Source organism: Novosphingobium cyanobacteriorum, from assembly GCF_029436685.1.
Taxonomy (GTDB): domain Bacteria; phylum Pseudomonadota; class Alphaproteobacteria; order Sphingomonadales; family Sphingomonadaceae; genus Novosphingobium; species Novosphingobium cyanobacteriorum.
In genome coordinates this window covers 59,752-74,035 of sequence record NZ_JAROCY010000004.1, presented here as the reverse complement: position 1 = coordinate 74,035, position 14,284 = coordinate 59,752, and the positions used below count along the sequence as shown (strand labels likewise).

Below are 14,284 nucleotides of genomic sequence, written 5' to 3'. Positions count from 1 at the left end.
CCAACCGCGCATGGAAAGGGGGCGCTTCTAGGCTGGAAGCGCCCCCTTTTTCCTTCACCAGCTTCGCCGCTCAGCCGTGGTGGCGCACCCAATGGCGGTGGTGCTTGGCATGCTGCCGGGCGTGATGGCGATAGTGGTGGCGCGCATCGCGCAGTTCGCGGCGGTCGTGGCGCAGTTCCATCCGGTCGCGGCGGGCTTCGGCGTAGTTGCCGGTGCGGCGGTCGTGGCGGATTTCCATGCGGTCGTGGCGCACTTCGGCGCGTTCGTGGCGAACCTGGGCACGATCGTGGGCAAGCGGCGCGGCATTGGCCATGGCCGGGGCGAAGAGGGTGGCGGCAATCGCGGCAAGTAGGAACTTACGCATCGTTTCTTCTCCTTCGGGGCCGCCCTGGTGGTGCATCGGGGTTCGGCCTCGGTCCCCTTCTTGCGCAACGTCGCTGAACCGTTTTGGTATCCCGCGTGCAGAAACCGATCAGCTTTGTCGCCGGCTTGTGACAAATGGTCGCAGCACGGATGCAACATGGCTGTGCAAATCCTCGTTCCGCCCCGCTTTTTGCGCCGCCGCACCTTGCGCGCGCGGCCATCAGGCATAATCTCAGGCGGCAGAGACTAAGGAGACGCATGGCCCGCAAGTTCCCCCGCGCTCACGAGGCGCATCGCGAAACGGCCCACGATGGCGGCAGCCACTATGGCATCGCCCACGCCGGGGACCATCGCAGCGGGCAGGCCCCGCGCCGTGCACGGGTGGAGGTCGAGTTCGAGGAACAGACCATGCTGGGTGCGCTGTTCGGCCAGTTCGACCAGAACCTGGTCCAGATCGAAAACCGCATGGGTGTCTATATCTCGGCACGCGGTAACCGCGTGCTGATCGAAGGGCCTGAGGATTCGGTGGCCCGCGCGCGCGATGTGCTGAAAGGCATGCTGCAGCGGCTGCAGCAGGGGCACGAGATCGACGCCGGAACGCTGGATTCGCTGATCGCCATGTCCAACGAACCCACGCTTGAAGGCATCATCACCGGCGCGCCGCAGGGCACGCCGCCGATCATGATCCGCACCCGCAAGAAAACCATCGTCCCGCGCAGCGCCACGCAGATCGAATACATGCGCGCGCTGGTGAAGGAAGATGTGATCTTCGCGCTCGGCCCGGCAGGCACAGGCAAGACCTACCTCGCCGTGGCGCAGGCGGTGGCGCAGCTGATCAACGGCAGCGTGCAGCGCCTGATCCTGTCACGTCCGGCGGTGGAAGCGGGCGAGCGGCTGGGCTTCCTGCCGGGTGACATGAAGGAAAAGGTCGATCCCTACCTGCGCCCGCTCTACGACGCGCTGTATGACTGCATGCCGCCCGAACAGGTGGAGCGGCGCATCGCCAGCGGCGAGATCGAGATCGCGCCCATCGCCTTCATGCGCGGCCGCACGCTGGCCGATGCCTTCGTGATCCTCGACGAGGCGCAGAACACCACGCCGGCGCAGATGAAGATGTTCCTCACCCGCTTCGGCCAGAACAGCCGCATGGTGATCTGCGGCGATCCTAAGCAGGTCGACCTGCCGGGCGGCACCGCCGCCAGCGGCCTGGCCGATGCGGTGGGGCGGCTTGAAGGCGTGGAAGGCATCGGCACCGTCCGCTTCAACACCGCCGACGTGGTGCGCCACCCGATCGTGGGGCGGATCGTCGAGGCATACGAGGGCAAGGAGGCGTGACCGCCCCGACTCTCGAACTCGATATCGACGCCGTCTGGCCCTCCTCCACCGATTGGGAGGCGCTGGCCAGCCGCGCGGCAGAGGCGGCGGCGCAGGTCGCGCCCGAACTGGCGCACGATCACCTGCTGGTCAGCCTCGTCATGGCCGACGATGACGAGGTCCACGCGCTCAACAAGCAGTGGCGCGCCAAGGACAAGCCCACCAACGTGCTGTCCTTCCCCATGCTCAGCCGCGAGGAAGTGCTGGCCGCCGCCGCCAACCCCGATGCGCCGGGCATGCTGGGCGACCTGATCCTCGCCCACGGCGTCTGCATGCGCGAGGCGGCGGACAAGGGCATCGCCACCGAGGCGCACGCCAGCCACCTCGTCGTCCACGGCCTGCTCCACCTGGCGGGCTATGACCACGAGACATCTGACTCCGATGCCGAGGAAATGGAGGCGCTGGAGCGGAAGGCGCTTGCACTGATGGGCCTTGCCGACCCATATGCGGACCCATCGTAGCACACGGGAGTGATGGCCAGTGGCCGAAGGCAACGGGTCCGGCGGTGAAAGCCGTTCGGGCGAAGGAGACAGTAGCGGCGCGCTGTGGCGCGTGCTGAAGAACTTTTTCCGGGGGGGTGACCACGACCAGTCGCTGCGCGCGCAGATCGAGGAAGCGATCGAGGAGCACGAAGGCGAGCCGGGCCATGACGAAGGCGCGGACGGCGACCTTGTCCCGCTCGAACGCCAGATGCTCAAGAACCTGCTCCATTTCAGCGAGCACGACGCCGACGACGTCGCCATTCCGCGTGGCGAGATCGTGGCCATTTCCGCCGATTCCACCTTCGAGCAGGTCGTCGCCGCCTTTGCCGAGCACGGCCATTCGCGCCTGCCCGTCTATCGCGATACGCTCGACGAGGTGATCGGCATGGTCCACATCAAGGACGTGTTCCCGCACCTTTCCGCCATGGCGCTTGCGGGCAGGCCGGGGCCGAAGGACTGGCTGCCATTGATGCGCCAGCCCCTGTTCGTGCCCCAGGCGCGCAGCGCGATCGACGTGCTGGCCGACATGCGCGCCAGCCGCACCCACCTCGCCATCGTGATCGACGAATATTCGGGCACCGATGGGATCATCACCATCGAGGACCTGGTCGAGGAGATCGTCGGCGAGATCGAGGACGAGCACGACGATGCGCCGCAGGAGCTGCTGTGCCGGCTCGATCCCGATACCTGGGATGCCGATGCGCGCGTCGAGCTGGACGAAGTGGCGGAAAAGGTGGACCCGCGCCTTGCCATTGTGGAAGAGGACGTGGATACGCTGGGTGGCCTCGCCGTGGTGCTGGCGGGCGAGGTGCCGCCCGTGGGCCGCGTGCTTGAACACGAAAGCGGTTGGCGGGTGGAAGTGACGGGGGGCGACGAACGCCGCCTCACCCGCCTGCGCCTCCATGCCCCGCGCCCCGCGCAAGACGAAGAGCTAGACTGACCGATGATCCGCCGCCTGCCCCCGCTGCGCTCGCTGGAAGCCTTCATCCGCGTCGTCCGCGCAGGGTCTGCCAAGACGGCGGCGGCCGAACTCGCGCTCAGCCCCTCGGCTCTCTCCCGCCGCCTTGGCGCGCTTGAGGAATTCGTCGGCAAGCCGCTGTTCGAACGCAAGCACCAGGCGCTGAAGCTGACCGAGGAAGGCCAGGGGCTTTACGACGCCGTCGCCCCGCTGATGGACGAGATGACCGACCGCATCGACCGGCTGGTCGATACCGGCAAGGTCATGCGCCTGCGCCTCGGCGTGCTGCCGCTGTTCGGCAGCCAGCGCCTGTTCCCGCGGCTGGGCGAACTGCGCAAGCTGCACCCGCAGCTGCACATCGATATCGACAGCTCGCACCAGGCCGATACCCGGCTGGGCGATACCATCGACGCCGCCATCATCCTGTCCGAAGGGCCTGACACCACGCTGCATTCGGTGCGGCTCGATCACAACCGCGTCTATGCCATCGCCAGCAAGGCCATGGCCGCCGAGCTGGGCGATCGGCCCGATCTTGCCAAGCTCAACAAGCAGACGTTCCTCGTCCACAATGATCTTCCGGCCAGCTTCGAGGCATGGAAGCGCACGCTCCATCTCGAAGCGCTGGAGCCCGCCGCCATCGATCACTTCGATTCCGGCCAGTTGATCCTTGAAGCCGCGGCGCAGGGCCTCGGCATCGCCATCATGCACGATGATCACTTCGTGCGCAGCCACGATCCGCGCCTTGCCCGGGTCTATGACATCAATGTCGACAGCCCCTATTCCTACTGGTTCGTCTGCCGCCCGCGCGCCCTGCAAAGCCGCCCGGTGCGCCTGTTCCATGACTGGATGATCAAGGCCAACCTGTAAGAGGGGCTTTACTTCACCCCCCGATTTCCGTTCGTATTGCGCCACTTCCCCCCCCTCCCCGGTGGGGAGGGGCCGGGGGTGGGGGTTCCCTGCCACCGGTGAAACGGAACACCAAGGACCAAGCCATGCCCGCCCCCCTCGCCCGCGTCACCAGCCGCCGCGCCCGCCGCCTCACCGTCCACGTGCCGGTCAGTGAAGCCACGCTCGCCGCGCTGCTGGGCGGAGACCGCACCGCGATGGACCGCGATCCGGTGCTGGCGGCGATGCTGCAGATCATCCGTGATGAACCCGCGCTCGGCGATTTCCGCGTCTATAATGGCGTAGCCGAGATCATGCTGGGCTGGGAAACCTTCGCCCCCACTTTCGCCGCGAAGCCAACCCTGGGCAAGGCAGGCGAAATCCAGCATTCCGCCACCGTCACCCTCACCACCTGGATCCGCGACACCGCCACCGACGCGATGGTCGAAGCCGCCTACCTCGCCCTGGTGCAGGCGCACCCGTGGGAAGTGCCGGTTATCGAGGTGACTGAGACGCGCCTGCTGCTGCGGCCGGAGGTTTAAGGCGCGAGCACTGGACAAATAATAACCGTAGGGTTATATTTCATCAATGTCTTGGACTGTCGTCTTTCATCGGGCGTTCGAAGCCGAGTTCCTCCTGCTTCCTCAGGATGTGCAGGAAGCTTTGGCCGCCAGCGCAGGATTGCTGCAGTTGCAGGGGCCGCTTCTCGGGCGCCCCCATGCCGATACCCTTGCAGGTTCGGCCCATACGAACATGAAGGAACTGCGGTTCAGTGCGGACGACGGCGTATGGCGCGTTGCCTTTGCCTTCGATCCCGAACGCAAAGCCATTCTCCTCGTGGCGGGAGACAAGGCGGGCGTCGCGCAAAGGCGGTTCTACAAGGGATTGATCGCCAAAGCCGATGCACGCTTCGCCGAACATCTTGATACGTTGAAAGGATAGGAACGATGGCACAGTCGGAAAAGCCCAGCGTTCTGGGCCGCACGCTTGATGAAGTCGTTACGGCGATGCCCGCCGATGCACAGGCCCGGATTGCGGAACGCACGGCGCAGCTTCAGGCCGAGGTCGAAGGACTCAAGGCGCTGCGCAAGCTAGCCCAGCGCAGTCAGGAACAGATCGCCCAAAGCCTCGGCATCAAGCAGCCTGCGGTGGTCAAGATGGAACGCCAGGCCGACCTTTACCTCTCGACCCTGCGCCGTTTTGTCGAAGCGGCAGGTGGCACACTGGAACTGCGCGTGGAACTGCCCGGAACCGGTGCGTTCACGCTCACCGGTGTTGGAGAAATCGACACCGCAAAGCAGGTGGCGTAAGACGAACCTGATTGCCGGCCTGATGCAGCATCGTCCCCCTTCAACCACTGCCTTGGGGGGTCAAAGCAGGAAATCGACCGCCGTCAGCGCCGGCCCGCCATCAATGCGGATGGCGAAGTCCGCGCTGCCATTGCCGTCCACATCGCCGGTCACCAGCCCGATCCCGCCCGAAACCACATAGCGCAATTCGCCCGCGTGCTTGCCGAAAGCGGCGGAGCCGATCCACGTGAACGCGTCGTTCACCAGCGCCGTCGCCTTCACCGCGTCCACGGCGGAAAGGTCGATGCGGTCGCCATCGGCCTGGCTGAAATCAAGGATCTGGTCGGCCGATCCCACCGCCGATCCGCTGAAGTCCTTGATCGTGGCGAACAGGAACGTGTCGCCCCCTGCCCCGCCGAGCAGCACATCACGCCCGCCGCCGCCCACCAGCACATCGGCCCCGGCATCGCCCAGCAGCTTGTCCGCGCCCGCCCCGCCATCCAGCCGGTTGTCGCAACCATCGCCCACCAGAAGGTCGGCCCCCGCCCCGCCCGTCAGGTTCTCGATTCCCGTCAGGCTGTCGTTGCCTGCGCCGGTCGCCTGGTATCCGCTGATCGCCAGGCTCACCTTCACGCCCGCGGTGCTCGCGGCATAGCTGGCGGTGTCCACGCCGTCGCCGCCGTCCAGCGCATCGTTGCCCGCGCCGCCATCCAGCGTGTCCGCGCCCGCGCCGCCCTGCAGCGCATCGTCCCCGCCATTGCCGCGCAGCGTGTCATCCCCAGCCCCGCCCGCCAGCGTATTGGCAAAATCGCTGCCCAGCAGTGTATCCCCGCCAGACCCGCCGGTGGCGTTCTCGATCACGCAGTTGAAGGCGATGCCGATGTTGCTGGTCAGCGTCAGCGCGTCATAGGTGAGCGAGCTGTAGGCCCCGGCGCGCAGGTCGATCGTGCAGCCCTTGGTAAAATCGGCCACGCTGATCGTGTCATTGCCGCCGGCGTCCCAGATCGCCTCGAACGAAGGCGCGCCGGGCGCAAAGGAATAGACGTCGTTCCCGGTGTGCCACGCCATGTTGGCGCCATAGATCTTCTGGATCGCCAGGATGTCATAGACCATGGGTGACTTGATCAGGTATTCCCACTTGCCCGTGGCCGGGTTGATCCACGATGCATTGGCCGGATCGGTGTAGGACATGATCGTATAGCGGCGGTTGTCGAAGCCTGCCGGAATCTTCGGTGCCTCGAACGGATGCTTCAGCCCCACCGCGTGGCCGATCTCGTGCATCATCGCCATGAAGTTGTAGGTGCCCGGCGCAAACGACTGGCCGATCATGCTGTCGTCGATCCAGATGTCGCCGTGGGCGTTGTTCATCCCGTCGGACACGCCCAGTGCATAGCCCCAGTAACCGGAAGGAACGGCCGAGGAGAACGCCACGCGGATATCGCCCACGGTGCCGCCTGCCGTTTCCGCCACTTGCGTGAACGCCACGTTCGCCACGGCAGACCATTGGGCAAAGGCTGCGGCGATCTGCGCCGCCTGGCCCGCATTCACCGCGCCGGTCACCGCCGCCACGTTTTCGCCCTTGCCGTATCCGGGCACGAACGGGCTCGCCACGCCATCGGCCCAGGGGAAGCTGTAGGTCACCTGCGTGGTGCCGGCATCCGAGGCAGACCACGCCACGCGGAACCAGGCCTGTGCCGGCAGCAGCGAATCGATGAACTTGTTCCCGCTCAGCGCATATCGCGCCACTGGAGAGAATCCCGAATAGACCGCCAACTGCCCGCTCCCGACTGCCTGCCAAAGGCCCCTGCGTGGTGAGGACACGGCCGTCTGGCGCCCGTGCCCCCAGCCCGCCATGGCAGGCGGCGTTGAACAGCGCGCTAAGCCACGGTCCGCGCGGTTGCGCAGGCGATGGCGCCGGTTCGCAGCCGTTCAGCGGGCCTTGTGCCGGTGTTGCAGGCGCTTGCGTGGTAAACGGTTGGAAACGCGCCGGTGCGGTCTATCCGCGCGTACGCCGCTTGCGCACCGGCTTCTTCGGCTTTGCGGGCGCTTTTGCCGCGGGCCTGGCCTGAAGCGCGGGCCAGGCCTCGGCCACTGCCGCCTGCACCGCCAGCCGCGCGGGCTGGTCGCGGCCTTCGGGATGGGCCACCAGATGGCGCACCACCACATCACGCACCTGCCCGCCCGTCTGGTCATCCGGCGTCTTCAGTGCCGGATCGCGCCAGCGCCCCCCATCGAGCACGCCCATCACATAGGACAGGCAGAGGCCGCGATCGGTGGGCACGGTGGACGCACACAGGTCCGCCAGCTGCCCCGCGCTCATCCACTCGGCACGGGCGGGGGTGGCGGCGCAGGCCAGCAGCGCGGCGGCCACCATTCCAAGGCAAGCCGTGGCGGGCCGGTCTGTCATGGGCGAAAGGATCATGATGGCACCCTATCAGCTTGCCCGCCGCAGGCCCAATCCAATCGCATTCGGGGGCGTGCGGGAAAAGATTAATAACAGACGCGCCTGTTATCTAAAAACAACTTTCCTACACGGCGCGTTTTTGCGACCATTGCCTTGCTTGAACGGCGAATCGCTCGGTTTTCCGTCATTCACAGGCTTCTTGGGGGCATCGCCGGCACCCGTTCAGGCACCAGCGGCGGGATTTTCGGTTTACCCCATTGGACAGTGTCAACCGTGTCAACCTCGCAACCGGCATCACGGCTTGGCGAGTGCCTGCGCCGGGGCGCCCAGCTGGCGGGCGCGCTCTTCCAGCGAGCGGCGCAGCATGGGGGGTGCCATGCGCTGGAACCGGGTGGGCGTCATGCCCAGGAACTCGTGTGCCTCGCGCACGAAGTGGGAATAGTCGCTGTAGCTGGGATCGATCGCCACGCCTGCGCTGCCCCGGTCTAACAGGGCGTGCATCGACCGCAGGAAGCGCGCCCGGCGCAGCAGCAGCTTGGGCGGAAAGCCGAAGGCGACAAGGCACAGCCGCTCCAGCGTGCGCGGCGTCACCCCGGCTTCGGCAGCCAGCGCGGACACGGTGCGCACTGCCGGGTCAAGCAGGGCGCGCATGATCCGTCCCGCCCGCTCCTCGCCCCGCTGCGGCGCCGCCAGCCGCCCGGACAGCCAGTGGCCGAACAGCGCGGGCGTCTCATCCGGCCCGGCGTCGCGCAGGGTGGCCGCCAGCTCCGCCACCCCCGACAGGACATCGCCCGCCGGCAGGACACGGTCGGCAAGGTCGGCGGCGGCACCGGCGTTCAGGCGCAGCCACGCCAGCGGGGTCAGGCCCACGCCCACCACCGCACCGGCATCGCTGGCCGACCACGTCAGCTTGCTGCCCGGCCCGAACAGCGCCTCTGCCGGAACGGGCACCGATGGCGCAGCGCCGATCCGCACCCGCCACACCGTCTCGGGCGTCAACAGGATGCGCAGGTTGAACCATGCCGGCTGGAAGGCATCGCGGTGCACCTGTCCCGGCGGCGGCGACACGCGGTAGTGATGGTATCCCGTGACCAGCCCCGCAAGGTCGGCCTGCGGCGGCCAGTACTGCATCGTCGTCGTTTCGGTCATGCTGCCCCCGCGGCCCCGGCTTCTGCCAACCTGCATGGGCCTGCGGACAACAGCTATGTCCTAAAGCAAAAAGGGGCCGCCGAAGCAGCCCCTTTAAGTATTCGTATCAGTGCGTTGTGTCTCAGGCAGAGACGACGCTGGCCTTGCGGATCACGCCCGGGCTGGCTGGCGGCTCGCCCTTGGGCAGCGCGTCGATGTGCTCCATCCCGCTCTCCACTTCGCCCCACACGGTGTACTGCTTGTCAAGGAAGCGGGCATCGTCGAAGCAGATGAAGAACTGGCTGTTGGCCGAATGCGGATAGCTGGTGCGCGCCATCGAGCACACGCCGCGCACGTGCGGCGCATCGTTGAATTCGGCCTTCAGGTCAGGCTTGCTGGAACCGCCCATGCCGGTGCCATCGGGGCAGCCGCCCTGCGCCATGAAGCCGGGGATCACGCGGTGGAACTTCACGCCGTCATAGAAGCCTTCGCCCGCCAGCTCCTTGATCCGCTCCACATGGCCGGGGGCCAGATCGGGGCGCAGCTTGATTACCACGTCGCCGCTGTCGAGCGAGAGGACCAGTTTTTCGTCAGCCATTGTCCAGATTCCTTGCTGTTTGACCGCCCATTAGGGCCGTTCCCCAACAAAGTCGACAGGCGCGCGCCTTGGCGGTTGCTTTTGGCGGTCGCTCGCCTATCCCGCGCCCATGGAGCGCGAGGACGACCGGTTCGAGGACATCCGCGCCGACGGCATCGTGGATGACGCGCTGCCGCCGGTGGCAGAGCCTGCGCGCAATTCCGAAAGCCTCGACGACGAGGACAACACCCTGCGCCCCTCGTTCATCCGCAGGGTGACCGAATCGCTGGAAGCGGGTGACCAGGACGCGGTCTACAACCTCGTCGAACCGCTGCACCCCGCCGACGTGGCCGACCTGTTCGAGCTGATCGGGCAGGAGCACCGCGCCGATCTCGCCCGCGCGATCAACGACCTGCTCGGCTCCGACGTGCTGGCCGAGATGAACGACTGGGTCCGCGAGGAGCTGGTCGAGGATCTCGATCCCGACGAGGTGGCCGACCTTGCCGAGCAGATGGAGACGGACGACGCCGTCGCCATGATCGAGGATCTCGACGAGGAGGACCAGCAGGCCGTCCTTGCCGAGATGGAGCCGGAAGACCGCGCCGCGATCGAGAGCGCGCTGTCCTTTCCCGAGGAGTCCGCCGGCCGCCTGATGAGCCGCGACTTCATCGCGGTGCCCGAACACCTGACGGTGGGCGACCTGATCGACTACCTGCGCGAGGACGAGGACCTCGCCACCGAGTTCTGGGAAGTGTTCATCGTCGATCCCAAGCACCGCCCCGTGGGGACCTGCGTGCTCAGCTGGATCCTGCGCACCCCGCGCCACGTGGCCCTGTCCGACGTGATGAAGCGCGACCAGACGCTGATTCCCGTGGCGATGGACCAGGAAGAGGTGGCGCTGCGCTTCCAGAAGTACGCGCTGATCTCTGCCGCGGTGGTGGACGAGAGCGGCCGCCTGGTGGGCCAGATCACCGTGGACGACGTGGTCCACATCATCCAGGAAGAGGCGAGCGAGGACGTGCTGCGCCTGTCGGGCGCGGGCGATGGCGACATCAACGAGCCGATCGCGCTGACCGTGCGCACCCGCCTGGCCTGGCTGGTGGTGAACCTGGGCACCGCGATCATCGCATCATCGGTGGTGGGGCTGTTCCAGGGCGCGATCGCCCGCTTCGCGCTGTTGGCCGTGCTGATGCCGATCGTTTCGGGCATGGGCGGCAACGCCGGCACGCAGACGCTGGCCGTGGTGGTGCGCGCCATCGCCACCAACCAGCTGACCAGTTCCAACACCATCCGCATGATCCTGCGCGAATTCCGCATCGCGCAGGCCAACGGCCTGTCGCTCGGTGCGCTGATCGGGCTGGGCACCGGCCTGATGTTCGCCAACCCGCACCTTGGCGCGGTGATCGGCGCGGCGATGGTGATCAACAACCTCGTCGCCGGGCTCGCCGGGATCATGGTGCCGGTCACGCTCGACCGGCTGCGCGTGGACCCCGCCGTGTCCTCGGCGGTGTTCGTGACGATGGCGACCGACGTGATGGGCTTCTTCTCGTTCCTCGGCCTTGCCGTGCTGACCGGCCTGACGGGTTGAAGGGCGCACCGCGATGCCGCTGAGCATGACCAAGGTCGCCTATGGCGCGCAGTCGCTGGCCGAAGTCCACGGCTGGTTCCGCACCCGTGGCGAGGTGGCGAAGCTGACCACGCGCAACCGCCCCAAACGCGCCGCGGAGATGATCGGCGGCTCGGTCTACTGGATCCTCAAGCACCAACTGGTGGCGCGCAGCGAGATCATCGGCTTCGAGGAAGCGCCCGACGGTCGCACCGAGATCGTGATCAGGACCCACCTGATCGACGTCCACCCCAAACCCCGCCGCGCCCACCAGGGCTGGCGCTACCTGGAACACGCCGATTGCCCGCCCGACCTGGGCGAAGGCGAAAGCGCGGACATCCTGCCGCCGGAGATTGCGGGGGAGTTGGCGCGGCTGGGGTTGGTTTGAACTGAGGGCACACTCGCCAGTGGCGGAGCGATGGCAAGACACGGCGGTGGTTGCCCTCGGCAAGCTGCTCTTTGCTTGCTATAGTGGCGGTCCATGAGCGCCTATGACAGCATCAAGCAGGGACTGAGCGAGGCGCTGGCCTTCGCCGAAGGCCGCGAGATTGGCGCGGTGGTTCACACGGTGGATGTGCCCAAGGTCGATGTCGCGGCGATCCGCGCCAGCACCGGCCTTTCGCAAAGCGCCTTCGCGCGCAGCATCGGCGTGGCCAAGGGTACGTTGCTTAACTGGGAACAGGGCCGACGCCGCCCCAGGGGCCCGGCGCAAGTGCTGCTGGCGATGATCGCGCAAAGGCCCTCGCTGGTGAGCGAACTGCTGCGGTGAGTGGGGGTGCGACTTGATGAGGCAATTAAGTAAACTGTCTCCGAAACTCCTTCCAAAACTCCTTGGTCTAATCTTACTCTGCAGCTGCATGCAATCAAGGCCGAGTTGTCGCTATGCAGTAGGTGACCATGCGACGTCGCCAGATTTTCGATATGATGCTGCGGCTTTCTTATTGAACTGCGATACGGGCTCAATAGAAAGTGATGAATTCATTTTCATAAGGAAACATTCAAATAGAGAATATGATTTGCAAGATCTGACTTGGATTCCTGTCGGAGGGATAGGGGCAAACGACGCGGGACCACTTATAAGGTGGGAGGGCCCGACCGAGCTATCGGTGAAATTTTATCAAAAAATGCCGCTCATTATTGCTAAAGAATTTCAGTCAAAAAATAAAATTTTAAATCTATCAATTAATCAAGAATATTCAATTACAAGATATGAATACAATTTTCAAAAATATAAAAGAATTCATTATGAAAATGATAGCAATGTGCTAAATTTATTTTGGATGAATAAGCTTGGCATCACAGCCTTGCAGTGATGGTTTTCCCGAAATTCAAAACAATGAAAATTAGCCCGCCTGGAATCCTTACGATGTTGGTGGCATTGCTGATATTACTGGCACTCGGGCTGATTCCATTGTCGGTTCTGGGTTTGCATCCCGGAGGTTGCATTGCTGAGGAAATGGCGAAAAAGCGGATTTTTCCGAACATTTCAGGGAATTAGGGAATTCGGGGGACAGTTTAACTAACTCCGCAAGCAACACCCCTCCGTCAGCGCTTCGCGCTGACACCTCCCCATTTGTTGCTGCGCAAAAATGGGGAGGGACGGGAGGTTTGCCTTAGTCCTCGGCCGCCTCAGCCGCAGCCCTTTCCCGCTCCACCACCTTGCGCAGGGCTCCCGCATAGGTCGCCGGGTCCTGGGCGCCGGGGATCAGGAACTTGCCGTTGATGACCATGGCGGGGACGCCGGTGATGTTCCAGTCCCAGGCCTGGCGTTCGCCGGCTTCGACGATGGCGTCGATCTGGGGATCGGTGATGGCGGCTTCGGCGGCGGTGCGGTCAAGCCCGGTTTCCTCGGCGATGTCGGCCAGCACATCAGGGTCCGACAGGTTGCGGCGCAGGCGGAAGTGGGCGTCGAACAGGGCGTGCTTGAGGCTGACCTGCGCCTGGGGGCCGAGGTCGCGCAGCGCCCAAACCAGCAGGCGGTGCGCGGCGCGGGTGTTCCACATCATGGCGGGCGGGGCTTCGCCGGGGCCGGTATAGTCGAAGGAATAGCCGGCGCTTTCGGCCGCCTGTTTCAGCCGGTCACGCACACCTGCGGACTCCGCCGCGCTGCGGCCGTACTTGCGCTGGATGTGGGCGGCCTGCTCCTCGCCTTCGGGCGGCATGTCAGGGTTCAGCTCGAAGGGGTGGAAGCGGACGGTGGCCTCTATCTCCCCCTCCAGCGCATCGAGCGCGGTTTCCAGCTGGCGCGTGCCGATCACGCACCACGGGCACATCACGTCGGACCAGATGTCTATGGTGACGGAGGCGGGTTCGAGTTGGGAATGGGCGTTCATTGTTCCAGCCACCATTTGAGCAGGTGATGCGCCACCGCAAAGGGCGGCGGGGCGATGAAGGCGCCGTCTTCGGCCCCGCTCATCGCGTGGGCCACTTCCGCGCGCGAGAACCAACGCGCGTCGTCGAGCTCGGTTTCGTCGATGGTGAGCGCGGGATCGTCGGCATGGGCGTGGCAGGCGATCATCAGCGAGGACGGGAACGGCCAGGGCTGGCTGCAGACATAGGTGACATCGCGGACGCGCACGCCCGCTTCTTCGTGCACTTCGCGCGCGACGGCTTCCTCGATCGTTTCGCCCGGCTCGACAAACCCGGCGAGCGCGGAGAAGCGCCTGGGCGGGAAGCGGGGCTGGCGGCCGAGCAGGAGCGTTCCATCGCATTCCACGGTCATGATCGTGACCGGATCGACGCGGGGGAAATGTTCGCCCTTGCACGCGCCGTTGGTGCAGTTGCGCTGCCACCCGCCCTTGGCCAGCACGGTGGCGCTGCCGCAGCGGGCGCAGAAGCGGTGGCGGGCGTGCCAATCGACCAGCGCCTTGGCCCCGCCATAAGTGGCGAGTTCATCGGGCGCGAGCAGCGACATCACCTGCCACAACGCCGGGCTGGGCGGGGCGACGCTGCCGATCAATGCGGGCGAGACGGCGGCGAAGCAGGCGCGACCTTCGGCAGAAAGGCCGAGGAAGACGAGTTCGGCGGCGGGATCGGCATCGGCCAGGGTGCCCCATTCCAGCCCGCCTTCGGGCGCGATGACCGGAGCCAGTCCATCAAGCTTGAGCAGGCGGGCGCGCCAGTTGGTGAGTTCGGCCAGCTTTTCCGAATTGGCTCGGATGTGATCGGCGCGATCGAGCGCGGAACCGGAAAAGGCGATGGTGGATGCGGTCATCGGG

18 protein-coding genes are annotated in these 14,284 nt (G+C 65.7%); 11 read left to right on the top strand and 7 right to left on the bottom strand.

Features of this window, described 5'->3' with window-relative positions; all coding sequences use genetic code 11:
- Positions 1 to 70: 70 nt before the first annotated feature.
- Entirely contained in the window at positions 71 to 364 is a 294-nt protein-coding gene (locus POM99_RS05195) for a hypothetical protein (protein ID WP_277275799.1), read from the bottom strand.
- Positions 365 to 621: 257 nt separating this feature from the next.
- On the opposite strand from POM99_RS05195, the gene POM99_RS05190 reads away from it, so the two are divergent.
- The 7 genes from POM99_RS05190 to POM99_RS05160 all read left to right on the top strand — a co-directional run bounded on the left by POM99_RS05190 (position 622) and on the right by POM99_RS05160 (position 5,372).
- Positions 622 to 1,698, top strand: coding sequence for a PhoH family protein (locus POM99_RS05190; RefSeq protein WP_277275798.1), 1,077 nt, complete (start codon positions 622 to 624; stop codon positions 1,696 to 1,698).
- On the top strand, positions 1,695 to 2,198 hold the full coding sequence (ybeY, locus tag POM99_RS05185) for an rRNA maturation RNase YbeY (RefSeq protein WP_277275797.1): 504 nt from the start codon (positions 1,695 to 1,697) through the stop codon (positions 2,196 to 2,198). The genes POM99_RS05190 and ybeY overlap by 4 nt, the downstream gene beginning before the upstream one ends.
- 19 nt (positions 2,199 to 2,217) lie before the next feature.
- Entirely contained in the window at positions 2,218 to 3,159 is a 942-nt protein-coding gene (locus tag POM99_RS05180) for a hemolysin family protein (protein ID WP_277275796.1), read from the top strand.
- Between the two features lie 3 nt (positions 3,160 to 3,162).
- A complete protein-coding gene (locus tag POM99_RS05175) occupies positions 3,163 to 4,044 on the top strand; it encodes a LysR substrate-binding domain-containing protein (protein ID WP_277275795.1) in 882 nt (293 codons plus the stop codon).
- Between the two features lie 125 nt (positions 4,045 to 4,169).
- The gene (locus POM99_RS05170) at positions 4,170 to 4,604 is read left to right on the top strand and encodes a YqfO family protein (protein ID WP_277275794.1); all 435 of its coding nucleotides are present in this window, start codon (positions 4,170 to 4,172) and stop codon (positions 4,602 to 4,604) included.
- A gap of 46 nt (positions 4,605 to 4,650) precedes the next feature.
- Positions 4,651 to 5,004, top strand: a complete 354-nt coding sequence (locus tag POM99_RS05165) for a type II toxin-antitoxin system RelE/ParE family toxin (RefSeq protein ID WP_277275793.1) — start codon at positions 4,651 to 4,653, stop codon at positions 5,002 to 5,004.
- A gap of 5 nt (positions 5,005 to 5,009) precedes the next feature.
- Entirely contained in the window at positions 5,010 to 5,372 is a 363-nt protein-coding gene (locus POM99_RS05160; RefSeq protein ID WP_277275792.1) for an XRE family transcriptional regulator, read from the top strand.
- A gap of 60 nt (positions 5,373 to 5,432) precedes the next feature.
- On the opposite strand, the gene POM99_RS05155 is transcribed toward POM99_RS05160, so the two are convergent.
- From POM99_RS05155 to POM99_RS05140, 4 genes are all read right to left on the bottom strand, one after another.
- Positions 5,433 to 7,124, bottom strand: coding sequence for a M10 family metallopeptidase (locus tag POM99_RS05155; RefSeq protein WP_277275791.1), 1,692 nt, complete (start codon positions 7,122 to 7,124; stop codon positions 5,433 to 5,435).
- 223 nt (positions 7,125 to 7,347) lie between these two features.
- Entirely contained in the window at positions 7,348 to 7,773 is a 426-nt protein-coding gene (locus POM99_RS05150; protein ID WP_277275790.1) for a Rap1a/Tai family immunity protein, read from the bottom strand.
- Between the two features lie 276 nt (positions 7,774 to 8,049).
- Positions 8,050 to 8,904, bottom strand: a complete 855-nt coding sequence (locus POM99_RS05145) for an AraC family transcriptional regulator (RefSeq protein WP_277275789.1) — start codon at positions 8,902 to 8,904, stop codon at positions 8,050 to 8,052.
- A gap of 121 nt (positions 8,905 to 9,025) precedes the next feature.
- A complete protein-coding gene (locus POM99_RS05140; protein WP_277275788.1) occupies positions 9,026 to 9,481 on the bottom strand; it encodes a peptidylprolyl isomerase in 456 nt (151 codons plus the stop codon).
- A gap of 109 nt (positions 9,482 to 9,590) precedes the next feature.
- On the opposite strand from POM99_RS05140, the gene mgtE reads away from it, so the two are divergent.
- The 4 genes from mgtE to POM99_RS05120 all read left to right on the top strand — a co-directional run bounded on the left by mgtE (position 9,591) and on the right by POM99_RS05120 (position 12,379).
- Positions 9,591 to 11,048 carry a magnesium transporter gene (gene mgtE, locus POM99_RS05135; RefSeq protein ID WP_277275787.1) on the top strand — a complete coding sequence of 486 codons (1,458 nt, stop codon included), beginning with the start codon at positions 9,591 to 9,593 and terminating at the stop codon, positions 11,046 to 11,048.
- Positions 11,049 to 11,061: 13 nt separating this feature from the next.
- The gene (locus POM99_RS05130) at positions 11,062 to 11,454 is read left to right on the top strand and encodes a DUF1489 domain-containing protein (protein ID WP_277275786.1); all 393 of its coding nucleotides are present in this window, start codon (positions 11,062 to 11,064) and stop codon (positions 11,452 to 11,454) included.
- 93 nt (positions 11,455 to 11,547) lie between these two features.
- Positions 11,548 to 11,835 carry a helix-turn-helix domain-containing protein gene (locus tag POM99_RS05125; RefSeq protein ID WP_277275785.1) on the top strand — a complete coding sequence of 96 codons (288 nt, stop codon included), beginning with the start codon at positions 11,548 to 11,550 and terminating at the stop codon, positions 11,833 to 11,835.
- Between the two features lie 88 nt (positions 11,836 to 11,923).
- On the top strand, positions 11,924 to 12,379 hold the full coding sequence (locus tag POM99_RS05120; RefSeq protein WP_277275784.1) for a hypothetical protein: 456 nt from the start codon (positions 11,924 to 11,926) through the stop codon (positions 12,377 to 12,379).
- Between the two features lie 300 nt (positions 12,380 to 12,679).
- Here the strand turns inward: POM99_RS05120 and POM99_RS05115 are convergent, their stop codons facing one another.
- Positions 12,680 to 13,399, bottom strand: coding sequence for a DsbA family oxidoreductase (locus POM99_RS05115; protein WP_277275783.1), 720 nt, complete (start codon positions 13,397 to 13,399; stop codon positions 12,680 to 12,682).
- Complete coding sequence (nudC, locus tag POM99_RS05110; RefSeq protein ID WP_277275782.1) at positions 13,396 to 14,280, bottom strand: NAD(+) diphosphatase; 885 nt, start codon at positions 14,278 to 14,280, stop codon at positions 13,396 to 13,398. The genes POM99_RS05115 and nudC overlap by 4 nt, the downstream gene beginning before the upstream one ends.
- Positions 14,281 to 14,284: the final 4 nt, after the last annotated feature.

Coding starts and splice junctions, on each gene's coding strand:
- POM99_RS05195 (WP_277275799.1), bottom strand. CDS start 364: ATGCGTAAGTTCCTACTTGCCGCGATTGCCGCCACCCTCTTCGCCCCG.
- POM99_RS05190 (WP_277275798.1), top strand. CDS start 622: ATGGCCCGCAAGTTCCCCCGCGCTCACGAGGCGCATCGCGAAACGGCC.
- POM99_RS05175 (WP_277275795.1), top strand. CDS start 3,163: ATGATCCGCCGCCTGCCCCCGCTGCGCTCGCTGGAAGCCTTCATCCGC.
- POM99_RS05170 (WP_277275794.1), top strand. CDS start 4,170: ATGCCCGCCCCCCTCGCCCGCGTCACCAGCCGCCGCGCCCGCCGCCTC.
- POM99_RS05165 (WP_277275793.1), top strand. CDS start 4,651: ATGTCTTGGACTGTCGTCTTTCATCGGGCGTTCGAAGCCGAGTTCCTC.
- POM99_RS05160 (WP_277275792.1), top strand. CDS start 5,010: ATGGCACAGTCGGAAAAGCCCAGCGTTCTGGGCCGCACGCTTGATGAA.
- POM99_RS05150 (WP_277275790.1), bottom strand. CDS start 7,773: ATGATCCTTTCGCCCATGACAGACCGGCCCGCCACGGCTTGCCTTGGA.
- POM99_RS05145 (WP_277275789.1), bottom strand. CDS start 8,904: ATGACCGAAACGACGACGATGCAGTACTGGCCGCCGCAGGCCGACCTT.
- POM99_RS05140 (WP_277275788.1), bottom strand. CDS start 9,481: ATGGCTGACGAAAAACTGGTCCTCTCGCTCGACAGCGGCGACGTGGTA.
- mgtE (WP_277275787.1), top strand. CDS start 9,591: ATGGAGCGCGAGGACGACCGGTTCGAGGACATCCGCGCCGACGGCATC.
- POM99_RS05130 (WP_277275786.1), top strand. CDS start 11,062: ATGCCGCTGAGCATGACCAAGGTCGCCTATGGCGCGCAGTCGCTGGCC.
- POM99_RS05125 (WP_277275785.1), top strand. CDS start 11,548: ATGAGCGCCTATGACAGCATCAAGCAGGGACTGAGCGAGGCGCTGGCC.
- POM99_RS05120 (WP_277275784.1), top strand. CDS start 11,924: ATGCAATCAAGGCCGAGTTGTCGCTATGCAGTAGGTGACCATGCGACG.
- POM99_RS05115 (WP_277275783.1), bottom strand. CDS start 13,399: ATGAACGCCCATTCCCAACTCGAACCCGCCTCCGTCACCATAGACATC.
- nudC (WP_277275782.1), bottom strand. CDS start 14,280: ATGACCGCATCCACCATCGCCTTTTCCGGTTCCGCGCTCGATCGCGCC.